Here is a 14,206-nt window from a genome sequence, read left to right as displayed (position 1 = left end):
TATGACGACCAGCCCGGCTGAGGTGTGCAGAAGCCGGCGGAGCCCTCGCGCGGAAAAAGAGAAGGGCGGCACCCAGTGGGGGGAAAGGGTGCCGCCCACGCGATCGCGCATCAGGGGGGATCAGTGCGATCGCGAAGCCGAATCGATGTTCGGGCAGTAAGTATCTTACGCTCCTCGCGCCCACGGCTGCGCTTTCCACCCTATGAATCCGCCCTCACCCACTAACGGCGGTAGTCGGTCATCCGCGCCGAAAATTAGAGTGACCGCATCGCCGCACGAGGCCACGACGGCCGGCACGCAAAGGAGCGCCGCATGAGCAGCCAGATCGACCACCTCCTCACCGAGTCCCGACGCTTCGCGCCGTCCGGCGAATTCTCCTCGCAGGCGAACGCGCACGCCGACCTCTACGACGCTGCGGCCGCCGACCGCGAGGGGTTCTGGGCCGAGCAGGCCCGCGCGCTCCACTGGAACACGCCCTTCACGAAGACCCTCGACTGGTCGAACCCGCCGTTCGCCACCTGGTTCGAGGACGGCGAACTCAATGTCGCGTACAACTGCCTCGACCGTCACGTGGAATCGGGCAACGGCGACCGCGTAGCCCTGCTGTGGGAGGGCGAGCCCGGCGACGAACGCCGTGTCACGTACGCCGAACTCACCGACGAGGTGAAACGCCTCGCCAACGTGCTGACGGACCTCGGCGTCGAGGCCGGCGACCGGGTGGCCATCTATCTGCCGATGATCCCCGAAGCCGTCGCCTCGATGCTCGCCGTCGCCCGCATCGGCGCGATCCACTCCGTCGTCTTCGGCGGCTTCTCCGCCGACAGCCTGCGCTCCCGCATCGACGACGCCGGCGCGAAGCTCGTCATCACGAGTGACGGCGGCTACCGGAAGGGCAAGGCCTCGCCGCTCAAGCCCGCGGTCGATCAGGCACTCGGCGACCGCGGCCACGGTCCGCAGGAGACGGTCGAGCACGTCCTGGTGATTAAGCGAACCGGGAACGAGGTGAGCTGGCAGGAGGGTCGCGACCTCTGGTGGCACGACCTCGTACCCGCGGCATCCGCAGATCACGTCGCGCAGCCCTTCCCCGCCGAGAACCCCCTGTTCATCCTGTACACCTCGGGAACGACCGGGAAGCCCAAGGGCATCCTGCACACGAGCGGCGGTTATCTCACGCAGGCGGCGTTCACGAACAAAGCCGTCCACGACCTCCACCCCGAGACCGACGTCTACTGGTGCACCGCCGACATCGGCTGGATCACGGGGCACACGTACGTCACCTACGGGCCGCTGGCCAACGGGGCGACCCAGGTCATCTACGAAGGCACCCCCGACACCCCGCATCCGGGCCGATGGTGGGAGATCGTCGCGAAGTACGGGGTGACGATCCTGTACACGGCGCCCACCGCCATCCGCTCCTTCATGAAGCTCGGTCGCAGCATCCCCGAGCAGCACGACCTGTCGTCGCTCCGGCTGCTCGGCAGCGTCGGCGAACCCATCAATCCCGAGGCCTGGATGTGGTACCGCCACGTCATCGGCGGCGACCGTGCACCCATCGTCGACACGTGGTGGCAGACGGAGACCGGGGCGATCATGGTCTCCGCCCTGCCCGGCCTCACCGAGACGAAGCCGGGCAGCGCCCAGGTCCCGCTCCCCGGCGTCAGCCTCGACGTCGTGGACGACCAGGGCCACGAGGTCGGCAACGGCAATGGCGGCCTCCTCGTCCTGACCGCACCGTGGCCGAGCATGCTGCGCGGCATCTGGGGCGACCCGGAGCGGTTCCGGGAGACCTACTGGGACAAATTCGCAGATCAGGGTTTCTACTTCGCGGGCGACGGCGCACGCCTCGACGAGGACGGCGATGTCTGGTTCCTCGGTCGCGTCGACGACGTCATGAACGTCTCCGGACACCGCCTGTCGACGACCGAGATCGAGTCCGCGCTCGTCGGGAACGAAGCGGTCGCCGAAGCGGCCGTCGTCGGCGCGTCCGACGAGACGACCGGTCAGGCGGTCGTGGCCTTCTGCGTCATCAAGGAGTCGTACATGAAGGCGAACTCCCTCGACGGCCTCGTCGAGACGCTGCGCGCGTGGGTCGGCGATCAGATCGGTCCGATCGCACGCCCCCGCGACGTGTACATCGTCACCGAGCTTCCCAAGACCCGCAGCGGCAAGATCATGCGACGTCTCCTCCGCGACGTCGCCGAGGGACGCGAGGTCGGAGACACGACGACACTCGCCGACACGATGGTGATGTCCACCATCGAGGGCCAGGTGACGAAGAAAGGCTGAGCGTACCCCCGGCAGCCGTCAGGAGAGGGAGAAGACGACCTCTACCTCGACCGGGCTGTCGATGGGCAGCGCCGCGACGCCGACGGCGGAACGGGCGTGCCGGCCCGCGTCGCCGAATATCTCGCCGAGCACGGTGCTCGCACCGTTGATCACGGCGGGGTGTCCGGTGAACTCGGGCGCGGATGCCACGAAACCGGTCACCTTGACCACTCCGGTCAGCCGATCCACGCCGCCGACCGCGGCGGCAGCGGCGGCGACCGCATTCAGCGCGCACTGACGCGCGAGCGACGCGGCATCGTCGGCGGACACGCACCCCTCGCCGTCGCCGACCTTGCCCGTCGTCGGCATCGCACCATCGACCATCGGGAGCTGGCCGGAGGTGTAGACGAGATCGCCGTGCACCTTCGCGGGGATGTAGGCCGCGAGCGGGGGGACGACGGAGCCCAGCTCGATTCCGAGTTCAGCCAGCCGCGCGGTGACCGACATCAGCCCTGTCCGAACTGACGTGCGGCAACGGCTGCGGCATCCAGTCCGGCGTTGGCGGAGCCCTCGCCGCCCGACGGTCGCTTGAAGTAGCCGACCAGGCCGCCTTCGGGACCGGTCACCACCTGCACCAGCTCCCACCCCTGCTTACCCCAATTGTTGAGGATTGCGGCGGTGTTGTGGATCAGCAGCGGGGTCGTCATGTACTCCCACGTGGTCATTTCGGGTCTCCCGGAGGTCGTCGCGGCGCGGCCCTGACGGGCTCGACAGACGGAGCGTCACCGAGGCATCGCCCAGCTATCTCCCTTACGATCAGCCTATGCCCCACTCGAAACGCACGGCCACCGGTGTGCTCGGAGGCCTGATGGGCCTCGTCGGCCTCAGCGCCGTCGCCGGCCTCCTCGTCTCGGCGACCATCACTCCCGCGATCGCGGTGTCCGGGTACGCGGCCTCGAGCGCGATCCAGATGTTCGAGGACATGCCGAGCTACCTCAAGATCGAGAAGCTCATGCTCCCGACGACGGTCTACGCCAAGAACGACGAGGGCAAGGACGTCAAGCTCACCGAGTTCTACGACCAGAACCGCATCCCGGTCACCTTCGACCAGGTGGCGCCGGTCATGTACGACGCCATCCTCTCGAGCGAGGACAAGAACTTCTACACCCATGGCGGTATCGACCTGATCGGCACGCTCGGCGCCCTCGCGCGGAACGCGAGCTCCGGCTCGAACCGCGGTGGATCCTCGATCACCCAGCAGTACGTGAAGAACGTCCTGCAGCAGGCCTGTGAGGCGAAGGCCACCGATCAGGACCAGGTGTACGCCTGCTACAAGGAGACCACCGCCAACCAGGGCACCTCGGGTTACCAGCGCAAGATCCAGGAGATGCGCTACGCGATCCAGCTCGAGAAGAAGTACTCGAAGGACGAGATCCTGATCGGGTACCTCAACATCGCCCACTTCGGCGGCTCGGTCTACGGCATCGGCGCCGCTGCCCGCCACTACTTCGACACGACGCCCGACAAGCTCACGATCGCCCAGGCCGCGGTGATCGCCGGCATGGTGCAGGAGCCGAACACCCTGCGCATCGACAAGCCCGGGGGCTCGATCACCAACAAGGCCGGCGAGCTCGTCAACAGCAAGGACGACGGCTACCGCTTGACGAAGGTGCGGCAGGACTACGTCCTCAACCGCCTGTTCGAGGACAAGAAGATCACCAAGGCCGAGCGCGACGAGGCGATCGACGCTCCGATCACACCCAAGATCACCTCGCGTCCGCAGGGCTGCTCGGTGGCCAAGGGGTCGGAGTTCTTCTGCGCGTACGTCACGTCGATCATCCGGAAGGACGAGGCGTTCGGCAAGACGGAGAACGACCGACTCGCCACGCTGCGCCGCGGGGGTCTCAAGGTCTACACCACCCTGGACACCGGCCTGCAGAAGAAGGCGAACGAGGCGATCTCCGTCGTTCCGGCCAGCGTGAGCTACATGGACCTCGGTGCCTCGGGCGTCCAGGTCGAGGTGGGAACGGGTCGCGTCCTGTCCATGGTGCAGAACCGGCCGTGGAGCGATCAGGTCGGCGAGAAGGGAACCACCCAGGTCAACTACAACGTCCCCGTGGCGAACGGCGGCGGCGGCCACTCGGCCGGATCGACCTACAAGGTCTTCAGTCTCATCAACTGGATGCAGCAGGGCCACTCGGTCAACGAGATCCTGAACGGCCGCATCGGCAAGAAGACGGTGGAGACCTGCGACGGCAACACGCAGACGGTGTGGACCGGTCCGGGCAAGGCCCCCGACGGCACCAACAAGATCGGCAACTTCGAGCGGAACCCCGGATACAGCGGAACGGTCGCCCGGTTCACGAAGGACTCGCTGAACTCCGGCTTCCTGACCATGGCCGAGAAGATCTCGGTCTGCTCCACGAACCGCGTGGCGATGGACCTCGGCGTCACCACCGGCGGCGGTGGACCGCTCGACGAACTGAACCAGCCGTACGACGTGCTCGGGTCACAGGCCGTGGCGCCCGTCGACATGGCCAACGCCTATGCGGCGATCGCGTCCAACGGCACGCTGTGCGCGGCGAAGGCCATCGATCGCGTCGTGGACGCGGATGGCAAGGAACAGCCCATCCCCGACACGAAGTGCGAGCGGAAGCTGAGCGAGGACGTGGCTGCCACGGCGGCGTACGTCCTGCAGAGCGTCATGTCCGCCAGCGGCACCGGCAGCGGCGCCCGGACGTTCGACGGCGTTCCCGTCTTCGGGAAGACCGGCATCCACGAGTTCATCCACACGTGGATGATCGGGTCGAGCTCGAAGGTCACGACCGCCGTCTGGGTCGGGAATGTCAACGCGGTGAAGAAGAAGGGCGAGTGGGTGAACGAGCGCCTCGACGAGCACGTCGTGAGCGGGTACCGCCTCTCGCGCATCCGTAACGCCATCTGGCCCGCCATGCAGCGCGCGGCGAACGCCGAGTTCGGCGGCTCCGCCTTCCCGAAGCCGTCCCAGGAGCTGACCAAGCGTTCCTACGCCCAGCTGCCCAATGTGGTCGGCTTGGACGTCGACTCCGCCACGAAGCGCATCCAGGAGGCCGGCTTCAGTGTCACCGTCGGCAACCCGGTCGCCTCGCCCGAGGCGGAGGGAACGATCGTCGCCCAGAGCCCCGGCGCCGGTCGCGTCGTCTCCGGCGCGACGGTCACGATCAGCCCCAGCGACGGCAAGGGCGTCGTGGTGCCGGGCGTGAGCGGAACCCCGCAGCAGGCTGCGGCGGCGCTCAACGGCGCGGGGTTCACGAACCTGGCGCAGAGCTGCACGCAGAACGACGGCGCACCGCCCGAGGGCGTGGTGACCGGGACCGATCCCGCCGCCGGCCAGACCGTCGGACGGGACGACACCATCACGATCCAGTTCCAGGCCAAGGACTGCGGCGGAGACGACGGCGGTCCCGGCAACGGCGACGACGGCGGCCCCGGAAACGGGAACGGCAACAACGGCAACGGCAACGGCCCGTGAGTCCGGCGTCTCGGACCGCCCTCACCGCGCTCGGCGCGGTGGGGGCGGCCGGCGTCTCGGCGACCGTGTGGGGCATGGGCATCGAGCGATACCTGTTCACGGTGCGTCGTCACGAGCTCGCCGTCCTGCCCGAGGGCTCCGCGTCGCTGACCGTCCTGCACCTGTCGGACGCGCACATGGCTCCGTGGCAGCACCGCAAGCAGCGGTGGATCGCCGACCTCGCGGACGCCGTGCAGCCTGACCTCGTCGTCAACACCGGCGACAACCTCGGGCACGACGACGGGATCCGCGGCATCCGTGCGGCCTTCGAACCCCTCCGCGGCGTGCCCGGCTTCGTCGTCCATGGCTCGAACGACAAGGTGGCCCCCAGCGGACGTAATCCGCTGAAGTACTTCACCGGGCCGTCCGATCACCCCGTGCAGGCCCGCGCGCTCGACACGGCCGCGCTGGACGCGTACCTGAGCGACCTCGGGCAGACCATCCTCGACAACACAGCCGCGAGCATCCGCGCGGCCGGCCTGCGCGTGGACGCGCTCGGCGTCGACGACGCGCACCGGGAGTGGGACGACCTCGAGGCGGCCACCGCGGCCTTCGAGGCGCTCCCGGGAGACGACTCCCCCCGCCTGCGTCTGGGCGTGACGCACGCGCCGTACCAGCGCGTGTTGAACGCGTTCACGGATGCCGGCGCCGACCTGCTCCTGGCCGGTCACACGCACGGGGGCCAGGTCCGCATCCCGTTCGCGAAGAAGGCGCTCGTCGCCAACTGCGACATCCCGCTCGACCAGGCCCGAGGTCGCAGCATCTGGACCCACGGCGGACGCTCCGTGCCGCTGAACGTCAGCGCCGGGCTCGGCCACTCCATCTACGCGCCCGTCCGGTTCGGGTGCCGGCCCGAGGCATCCGTCCTCGTCCTGCGCGCTCGACGCGCCGACGATTCGCCCGAGAGGCGGTCGGCAGGGTAAGCTTGGAGGGTTGCCACGGGGTGTGGCGCAGCTTGGTAGCGCGCGTCGTTCGGGACGACGAGGCCGCAGGTTCAAATCCTGTCACCCCGACCGCAGAGAGGCTCCGCCGGATTCCGGCGGGGCCTTTCGCATCCCTCCTCGGAGGGGCCATCGCACCTTCCACGGAACCGGAGCACCATGACCTCTCCCCGCCTCGTCGCCTTCGACCTCGACGACACGCTCGCGCCGTCCAAGACCGCGATCGACCCGCGAATGGGTGAGCTCCTCCTGCGCCTCGCCGCGCGCGTCGAGGTCGCGATCATCTCGGGCGGGCAGCTGCAGCAGTTCCAGACGCAGGTGGTGCAGAAGCTGCCCGACGCGGATGCCGCGACCCTCGCGCGCCTGCACCTGATGCCCACCTGCGGCACGCAGTACTACCGGCTCACCCCGGACGGCATCGAGACGGTGTACGCGCTCTCGCTGACCGACGACGAGAAGTCGCGCGCCCTCGCTGCGGTCGAGGAGGAGGCCAGGCGCCTCGGCCTCTGGGAGAGCGAGACGTGGGGCCCCATCCTCGAGGACCGCGGCTCCCAGATCACGTTCTCGGCCCTCGGCCAGTCCGCTCCCCTGGACGCCAAGACCGCGTGGGATCCGACGGGCGAGAAGAAGAACGCACTTCGCGACGCCGTGGCCGCCCGCATCCCCGACCTCGAAGTCCGCTCGGGCGGATCGACGTCGGTCGACATCACGCACCGGGGGATCGACAAGGCGTACGGCATGCGCAAGCTCGCCGAGCAGACCGGCATCCCTCTGGACGACATGCTCTTCGTCGGCGACCGTCTCGACGAGCACGGCAACGATTACCCCGTCCTGGCCATGGGTGTCACCTGTCACGCCGTCGAAGGCTGGGAGGACACCGCGGCCTTCCTCGACGACCTGATCCCCACGCTCTGAGACGTCAGCGCAGGCGGTCGCCCGATTCGCGCAGGTAGCACCGGGCGCACATCGACTCGTAGGTGACGCGGTCGGGTGAGAGCTCGTCGATCGCGACCTGGTCACCGTCGAAGACGAACCGCCCGCCCACGAGGCGCGCGTTGAACAGCGCCTTGCTGCCGCAGCGGCAGATCGTCTTGAGCTCCTCCAGGCTGTGCGCGAGTTCCATGAGGCGCGCCGATCCCGGGAAGGCCCGGGTCTGGAAGTCGGTCCGGATGCCGTAGGCGAGGACCGGGATGCCGTCGCTCACCGTGATCCGGAGCAGATCGTCGATCTGCTCCGGCGTGAGGAACTGGGCCTCGTCCACGAGCAGGCAGGCCACGTCCGTCCGGACATCGGGGACGAGCGCCGCCTCCGCCTCGCGCTGGACGCGACGCCGGTGCTCGGCGAACAGTTCCCGGGCGTCGTCGTCCGGCCCGATGAGGAAGTCGACCGTGCGCTCGACGCCGAGACGGCTCGAGATCTGGTCGGCGCCCTTCGTGTCGATCTCGGGCTTGGCCAGCAGCACATGCTGTCCGCGCTCCTCGTAGTTGAAGGCCGCCTGCAGCAGAGCCGTCGACTTGCCCGAGTTCATCGCGCCGTAGCGGAAGTACAGCTTCGCCACGGGCGCGTCTCAGACGTTGATCTGCAGCGCGGCTGCGGTCTTCTGCAGCACCTCGTGAGCGGTCTCGGGGGACGTGTTGAGCGTCTGACCGTAGGTGGGGATGAGCGCCTTCAGCGCGGGCTCCCACGCGGCGAGACGGTCGGGGAAGCACGTCTTCAGCAGCCCGAGCATGATCGACGCACCCGTCGAGGCGCCCGGAGACGCCCCCAGGAGGCCTGCGATCGATCCGTCGGCGGAGCTGACGACCTCGGTGCCGAACTGCAGCACGCCGCCCTTCTTCGGGTCCTTCTTCATGACCTGGGCGCGCTGACCGGCCTGCAGCAGCTCCCAGTCCTCGTCGCGGGCGCTGGGCATGAAGTCGCGGAGAGAGTCCACCTTCTTGCCGTGACCCTTGAGCAGCTCGCCGATGAGGTACTTGATGAGGCCGGGGTTGTCGATGGCGACCTTCAGCATCGGCAGGATGTTGCCGGGGCGCACCTGGGCGACGATGTCGGTCATCCGGCCGTTCTTCAGGAACTTCGGGCTGAACGTCGCGAAGGGACCGAACAACAGGGACGCCTCACCGTCGACGACACGCGTGTCGAGGTGCGGGACCGACATGGGCGGCGCACCGACGGATGCCTGCGAGTAGACCTTGGCCTTGTGCTGCGCGACGAGCTCGGGCTTCGAGGTCTTCAGCCACTGACCACCGATCGGGAACACGCCGTAGCCGGAGATCTCGGGAATACCGGAGCGCTGCAGCAGCTTGATGGCCCAGCCGCCGGCGCCCACGAAGACGAAGCGCGCCCGGACCTTGCCGGGCGTGCGACCGACCGTGTGGCGGTAGGTGACCTCCCACGTGCCGTCCTTCTGACGCGTGAGGTTCCGGACCTCGCGGTTCGTCTCGACGTCCACGCCGGACGCCGCCAGGTGCTCGAAGAGCTGACGCGTCAGCGAGCCGAAGTCGACGTCGGTGCCGGCGGGAACGCGCGTGGCCGCGAACGGCTCGCCCTTGCGGCGCTGCTGCATGAGCAGCGGCGCCCACTCGTTGATGACGCGGGAGTCCTCGGAGTACTCGATCCCGGCGAACAGCGGCTGCTCCTTGAGCACCTCGTAGCGCTTCTTGAGGAACGCGACATCCTTCTCGCCTCGGACGAACGTCATGTGCGGCGTGGCGTTGATGAAGGTGGACGGCTCATCGAGGATCCCACGCTCGATGAGCGCACTCCACAGCTGACGCGACTGCTGGAACTGCTCGTTGATCCCGATCGCCTTCGCGGGGTCGATCGTGCCGTCCGGGCCCTCGGGCGTGTAATTCAGCTCGCAGAGGGCGGCGTGGCCCGTGCCGGCGTTGTTCCACGCGTTGGAGGACTCCTGCGCGACCTCGGAGAGGCGCTCGAAGACGCCGATCTTCCAGTCCGGCTCCAGCTGCTGCAGGAGGGTGCCGAGGGTGGCGCTCATGATGCCGCCGCCGATGAGCAGCGCGTCGTACGTGTCCGTCGGACTCACTGCGGCGGGGCCGGTTGCCGCGGCGTTCTCTGCGGCCTGATCGTCTGCTCCGGGATTGTCAGTCACGGTCATCCAGTCTACGTCTCCGGCGCGCCCCGGGTCGCCGCCCACCACCCGCCGAGGCGGCAGGAAAGCGGGATCTTTCCCCAGATGAAAGGCGGATGCCGGGTGCCCGACCGCGAGCGGCGGGACCCGGCATCCGTCCTCAGACGCGGGCGGCGAGGTCTGCGGCGACGAGCTCGGCGATCTGGACGGCGTTCAGCGCGGCGCCCTTGCGGAGGTTGTCGTTGCTGATGAACAGCACGAGCCCCTTGCCCTCCGGTGCGGACTGGTCGGCGCGGATGCGACCCACGAGGCTCGGGTCGGCGCCGGCGGCGGCCAGCGGCGTGGGCACGTCGGCGAGCGCGACGCCGGCGGCATCCGCGAGGATCTCACGCGCGCGATCGGGCGTGATGTCCTGTGCGAACTCGGCGTGGATCGAGAGGGAGTGACCGGTGAACACCGGGACGCGGACGCAGGTGCCGGCGACGCGGAGGTCGGGGAGCTCGAGGATCTTGCGGCTCTCGTTGCGGAGCTTCTTCTCCTCGTCGGTCTCGTTGTCGCCGTCGTCGACGAGGCTGCCCGCGAAGGGGATGACGTTGAACGCGATGGGCGCGACGTACTTCTGGGGCTCGGGGAACTGCACCGCGTCGCCGTCGTGGACGAGCCCGATGGCCCCGCCCTGCGCGACGGCGGACTCGACCTGGCCGAGGAGCTCTTCGGCTCCGGCGAGGCCCGAGCCCGAGACCGCCTGGTAGGTGCTGACCGTGAGTCGGACGAGGCCCGCCTCGACGTGCAGCGGCTTCAGCACGGGCATCGCGGCCATCGTCGTGCAGTTCGGGTTGGCGATGATGCCCTTGGGCAGGTCGTGGATCGCGTGCGGGTTGACCTCGCTGACCACGAGGGGCACCTCGGGGTCCATGCGCCAGGCGCTCGAGTTGTCGATGACGACGGCCCCGGCCTCGACGAAGCGCGGAGCGTGCGCGCGCGACCCCGTGGCACCCGCCGAGAAGAGCGCGATCTGGATGCCGGTGGGGTCCGCCGTCGCGACGTCCTCGACGACGACCTCGCGACCGTCGACCGCGATCGTGGAACCCGCCGAACGTGCCGTCGCGAACAGGCGGAGCTCGCGGATCGGGAACGCACGGTCGACGAGGATGTCGCGCATCACCGTCCCGACCTGGCCGGTGGCGCCGACGACGGCGACGGAGAATCCCGATTCGGAGAAGACGGTCATGGTGCGGTTCCTCGGGGGTGCGGCGCCGCGCGACGGCACGTCGCGACAGGGCGCAGGAGAGCGGGTTCCGGCGATTCTACCGGCGCGCCGGGTACCGCCATCCGCATGTGTCGCCGCGGGACGTCACGCCCACGCGCGGAGCTTCTCGGGATTGCGCATCATCCACACGTCGGTGATCCGCTCGTCATCGGTCGCGAAGGTCACGGCGGCGGCGACGACCCCATCGATCCGGATCGCGAACCCGAGCCCGTCTCCGGTGACGGCAGGCTCGTATTCCGCCGTCGGCTGCTTCGCCGCCAGCCCCAGGAGGAACCGCGCGACGTGGTCCGCTCCCCGGACCGGTCGCCGCGCGGCCGACACGACGCCGCCGCCGTCCGAGATCAGCACGACCTCGGGGGCGAGCACGCGGACGAGGGCGTCGAGGCTTCCCGTCGCGCTGGCGGCTGCGAAGGCTGCGACCAGTTCGTCGTGACGGCTCCGCGGGACGCCTGCTCCGGCGCGGCGTCCGACGTGACGACGTGCGGATGCCGCGAGCTGTCGGCAGGCGGCCGCGGACCGCCCGAGCACCCCGGCGACATCCGCGAACGACATCGCGAACGCCTCGTGCAGCACGAACGCCACACGCTCGGCGGGGGTGAGCGTCTCCAGCACCACCAGGAGAGCGGTGGATACCCCCTCCGCCATGACGACGACGTCGGCGGGGTCGTCGCTGTTCGTGCCGACCGGCACCGGCTCGGGCAGCCACTCCCCCACGTACGTCTCGCGCCGCGCCCGCGCGGAGCCGAGGACGTCGAGGCAGATCCGTCCCGTCACGCGCATGAGCCAGCCCCCGGGGTTGACGATGGTCGCTCGCTCGTCCTCGCTCATCCGGATCCACCGCACGTAGGCCTCCTGCACGGCATCCTCGGCGTCGGCGAGCGTCCCGAGCATGCGGTAGGCCGCCGCGACGAGCGTGCGACGGTGGGCGTCGACGTCGTCGACCGGGCGGGTTGCGGCATCCGTCATCGCGATCTCCGTCCTCGGCCTCACATCCGGGGAGGCTGCTTCGTCACCACAGTGACACACCTTCGGAAGGGGCGACATGAAGATCGCAGTGGCAGGCGGGACGGGAACGGTCGGACGACTCGTCGTGGAGCAGGCGCGGGCAGGCGGGCACGAGGTCGCCGTCCTCTCGAGAGCGGTGGGGGTGGATCTGCGGGACCGAGCGAGCGTCGAGCGCGCCCTGGCGGGAGCGGAGGCGGTCGTGGACGCGTCGAGCGTCGGGACGACCAGCGCGGCGACCTCGACGGAGTTCTTCCGGGCGGCATCCGGCACCCTCCTCGCTGCAGCGGCGAGTGCCGGAGTCGGCCATGCGGTGCTGCTCTCGATCGTCGGCATCGACCGGAACCCCAACGGGTACTACGCCGGCAAGCTGCTGCAGGAGCGACTGTTCCAGGAAGGTGCGGTGCCGTGGAGCATCCTGCGAGCGACGCAGTTCCATGAGTTCGCCGGCCAGGTCGCCTCGCAGGCCCGTCTCGGACCGGTGCAGCTGGCACCGCGGGCGAGGGTGCAGCCGGTGGCGGCGGCCGACGTCGCGAGGCGGCTCGTCGATCTTGCCGCCGCGAATCCCCAGGGACGGGTGGCGGACCTTGCGGGCCCGCGCGAGGAGCGACTGGACCGGATGATCCGGACCTGGGTGCATCGGGACGATTCGCGGCGCCCCGTCATCGCGGTGAGCATTCCGGGCCCGCAGATGCGCGGCATGCGTGAGGGCCTGGCGCTTCCGGGGCCGGACGCGACGATCGCCGGACCGACGTTCGACGAGTGGCTCAGCGCTCGGCGGTGACCATCAGCGACCGGTGCCGGCGTGGACGACGGCTTCGGTGTCGCCGTCGAGACCGTAGGCGGTGTGCACGACGCGCGCCGCCTCGGCGAGGTCGTCCCCGCGGACGACGACCGAGATGCGGATCTCCGACGTCGAGATCATCTCGATGTTGACGCCCGTCGTCGACAGCGCCTCGAAAAGGGTGGCCGAGACGCCGGAGTGGGTGCGCATGCCGGCGCCGACGACCGACAGCTTGCCGATCTGGTCGTCGTGGACGAGCTTGTCGAAACCGACGGTGCCCTGCTCGACCGACAGCGCACGCAGCGCCGTGGACGCTTCGGCCTTGGGGAGCGTGAAGGAGATGTCGGTGCGACCGGTCGCGGCGGCCGACACGTTCTGCACGATCATGTCGACGTTCGCTCCGGACTTCGCCACGATCTTGAAGATGTCGGCGGCCTTGCCGGGGACGTCGGGCACACCGACGACGGTGATCTTGGCCTGGCTGAGGTCGGTGGCGACACCGGTGACGATGGGCTCTTCCATCTCTTCTCCCTCTTCGTGGTCGGGGGCGGTCATCCCCGCACCGAGAACATAGGTGCCGACGCCCGAGCTGAAGGTCGAGCGGGCGTGGATCATGACGCCGTGACGGCGGGCGAACTCGACGGCGCGGATGTACAGCACCTTCGCGCCGTTCGCGGCGAGCTCGAGCATCTCCTCGGAGGTGACGGTCGCGAGCTTGCGCGCCTTCGGCACGACGCGGGGATCGGCGGTGAAGATGCCGTCGACGTCGCTGTAGATCTCGCAGACGTCGGCGTTCAGCGCGGCGGCGAGCGCGACGGCGGTCGTGTCGGACCCTCCGCGGCCGAGCGTCGTGATGTCGCGGGTGTCGCGGCTGAAGCCCTGGAAGCCGGCGACGATGACGATCGCCCCCTCGTCGAGCGCCTCGCGCACGCGGACGGGGGTGACATCGACGATGCGCGCGGCGCCGTGCGAGCTGTCGGTGATCATGCCGGCCTGGCTGCCCGTGAACGAGCGGGCTTCGAAGCCCATCGAGTTGATCGCCATCGCCAGGAGCGCCATCGAGATGCGCTCACCGCTCGAGAGCAGCATGTCGAGTTCGCGCGGCGCCGGCAGCGGCGAGACCTGGGAGGCCAGGTCGAGCAGCTCGTCGGTCGTGTCGCCCATCGCGCTGACGGCGACGACGACGTCGTGACCGGCACGTCGCGCGTCGACGATCCGCTTCGCGACGCGGCGGATGCTCTCGGCGTCGGCGACGGACGAACCGCCGTACTTCTGGACGATCAGGGCCATGTCGGATACTCCC

Annotated in this window: 12 protein-coding genes and 1 tRNA gene; 6 read left to right on the top strand and 7 right to left on the bottom strand. The window is 69.3% G+C overall.

Annotated elements, in window-relative coordinates; genetic code table 11:
* Positions 1-312: 312 nt before the first annotated feature.
* Positions 313-2,286, top strand: coding sequence for an acetate--CoA ligase (gene acs, locus ACIQLK_RS06485; RefSeq protein ID WP_400363553.1), 1,974 nt, complete (start codon positions 313-315; stop codon positions 2,284-2,286).
* Between the two features lie 18 nt (positions 2,287-2,304).
* Here acs and ACIQLK_RS06480 read toward each other — a convergent pair whose 3' ends face one another.
* The gene (locus ACIQLK_RS06480; RefSeq protein ID WP_400363552.1) at positions 2,305-2,772 is read right to left on the bottom strand and encodes a RidA family protein; all 468 of its coding nucleotides are present in this window, start codon (positions 2,770-2,772) and stop codon (positions 2,305-2,307) included.
* The gene (locus ACIQLK_RS06475; protein WP_065571304.1) at positions 2,772-2,990 is read right to left on the bottom strand and encodes a DUF4177 domain-containing protein; all 219 of its coding nucleotides are present in this window, start codon (positions 2,988-2,990) and stop codon (positions 2,772-2,774) included. Before ACIQLK_RS06475 ends, ACIQLK_RS06480 begins: the two co-directional genes overlap by 1 nt.
* 98 nt (positions 2,991-3,088) lie before the next feature.
* Here ACIQLK_RS06475 and ACIQLK_RS06470 point away from each other — a divergent pair, with 98 nt between their 5' ends.
* The 4 genes from ACIQLK_RS06470 to ACIQLK_RS06455 all read left to right on the top strand — a co-directional run bounded on the left by ACIQLK_RS06470 (position 3,089) and on the right by ACIQLK_RS06455 (position 7,671).
* The gene (locus tag ACIQLK_RS06470; protein ID WP_400363551.1) at positions 3,089-5,776 is read left to right on the top strand and encodes a transglycosylase domain-containing protein; all 2,688 of its coding nucleotides are present in this window, start codon (positions 3,089-3,091) and stop codon (positions 5,774-5,776) included.
* Positions 5,773-6,738 (top strand): metallophosphoesterase, encoded by a 966-nt coding sequence (locus ACIQLK_RS06465; protein ID WP_400363550.1) that lies wholly within the window; start codon positions 5,773-5,775, stop codon positions 6,736-6,738. Before ACIQLK_RS06470 ends, ACIQLK_RS06465 begins: the two co-directional genes overlap by 4 nt.
* A 16-nt stretch (positions 6,739-6,754) precedes the next feature.
* Positions 6,755-6,828: transfer RNA gene (locus tag ACIQLK_RS06460), tRNA-Pro, on the top strand.
* An 87-nt stretch (positions 6,829-6,915) separates the two neighbouring features.
* A complete protein-coding gene (locus tag ACIQLK_RS06455; RefSeq protein WP_400363548.1) occupies positions 6,916-7,671 on the top strand; it encodes an HAD-IIB family hydrolase in 756 nt (251 codons plus the stop codon).
* Positions 7,672-7,675: 4 nt separating this feature from the next.
* Here the strand turns inward: ACIQLK_RS06455 and ACIQLK_RS06450 are convergent, their stop codons facing one another.
* The 4 genes from ACIQLK_RS06450 to sigJ form a co-directional block, all read right to left on the bottom strand.
* On the bottom strand, positions 7,676-8,314 hold the full coding sequence (locus ACIQLK_RS06450; RefSeq protein ID WP_400363547.1) for a thymidine kinase: 639 nt from the start codon (positions 8,312-8,314) through the stop codon (positions 7,676-7,678).
* A gap of 9 nt (positions 8,315-8,323) precedes the next feature.
* Entirely contained in the window at positions 8,324-9,874 is a 1,551-nt protein-coding gene (locus tag ACIQLK_RS06445) for a malate:quinone oxidoreductase (protein WP_400363545.1), read from the bottom strand.
* Positions 9,875-10,007: 133 nt separating this feature from the next.
* Complete coding sequence (locus ACIQLK_RS06440; RefSeq protein ID WP_400363543.1) at positions 10,008-11,078, bottom strand: aspartate-semialdehyde dehydrogenase; 1,071 nt, start codon at positions 11,076-11,078, stop codon at positions 10,008-10,010.
* Positions 11,079-11,201: 123 nt separating this feature from the next.
* Positions 11,202-12,083, bottom strand: coding sequence for an RNA polymerase sigma factor SigJ (gene sigJ, locus ACIQLK_RS06435; protein WP_400363542.1), 882 nt, complete (start codon positions 12,081-12,083; stop codon positions 11,202-11,204).
* Between the two features lie 76 nt (positions 12,084-12,159).
* On the opposite strand from sigJ, the gene ACIQLK_RS06430 reads away from it, so the two are divergent.
* The gene (locus ACIQLK_RS06430; protein WP_400363541.1) at positions 12,160-12,903 is read left to right on the top strand and encodes an SDR family oxidoreductase; all 744 of its coding nucleotides are present in this window, start codon (positions 12,160-12,162) and stop codon (positions 12,901-12,903) included.
* A gap of 3 nt (positions 12,904-12,906) precedes the next feature.
* On the opposite strand, the gene ACIQLK_RS06425 is transcribed toward ACIQLK_RS06430, so the two are convergent.
* Positions 12,907-14,193: an aspartate kinase gene (locus tag ACIQLK_RS06425; protein WP_400363540.1), complete on the bottom strand. Its 1,287-nt coding sequence runs from the start codon at positions 14,191-14,193 to the stop codon at positions 12,907-12,909.
* Positions 14,194-14,206 lie beyond the last annotated feature (13 nt).

It is taken from the genome of Microbacterium sp. NPDC091382, from assembly GCF_044757025.1.
In the GTDB taxonomy this organism is placed as follows: domain Bacteria; phylum Actinomycetota; class Actinomycetes; order Actinomycetales; family Microbacteriaceae; genus Microbacterium.
This window is presented reverse-complemented; position numbering and strand designations above follow the sequence as displayed.

Bases quoted from the DNA above. Each gene is read 5' to 3' on its own strand.
- acs (WP_400363553.1), top strand. From the start codon at position 313: ATGAGCAGCCAGATCGACCACCTCCTCACCGAGTCCCGACGCTTCGCG.
- ACIQLK_RS06480 (WP_400363552.1), bottom strand. From the start codon at position 2,772: ATGTCGGTCACCGCGCGGCTGGCTGAACTCGGAATCGAGCTGGGCTCC.
- ACIQLK_RS06475 (WP_065571304.1), bottom strand. From the start codon at position 2,990: ATGACCACGTGGGAGTACATGACGACCCCGCTGCTGATCCACAACACC.
- ACIQLK_RS06470 (WP_400363551.1), top strand. From the start codon at position 3,089: ATGCCCCACTCGAAACGCACGGCCACCGGTGTGCTCGGAGGCCTGATG.
- ACIQLK_RS06455 (WP_400363548.1), top strand. From the start codon at position 6,916: ATGACCTCTCCCCGCCTCGTCGCCTTCGACCTCGACGACACGCTCGCG.
- ACIQLK_RS06445 (WP_400363545.1), bottom strand. From the start codon at position 9,874: ATGACCGTGACTGACAATCCCGGAGCAGACGATCAGGCCGCAGAGAAC.
- ACIQLK_RS06440 (WP_400363543.1), bottom strand. From the start codon at position 11,078: ATGACCGTCTTCTCCGAATCGGGATTCTCCGTCGCCGTCGTCGGCGCC.
- sigJ (WP_400363542.1), bottom strand. From the start codon at position 12,083: ATGACGGATGCCGCAACCCGCCCGGTCGACGACGTCGACGCCCACCGT.
- ACIQLK_RS06430 (WP_400363541.1), top strand. From the start codon at position 12,160: ATGAAGATCGCAGTGGCAGGCGGGACGGGAACGGTCGGACGACTCGTC.
- ACIQLK_RS06425 (WP_400363540.1), bottom strand. From the start codon at position 14,193: ATGGCCCTGATCGTCCAGAAGTACGGCGGTTCGTCCGTCGCCGACGCC.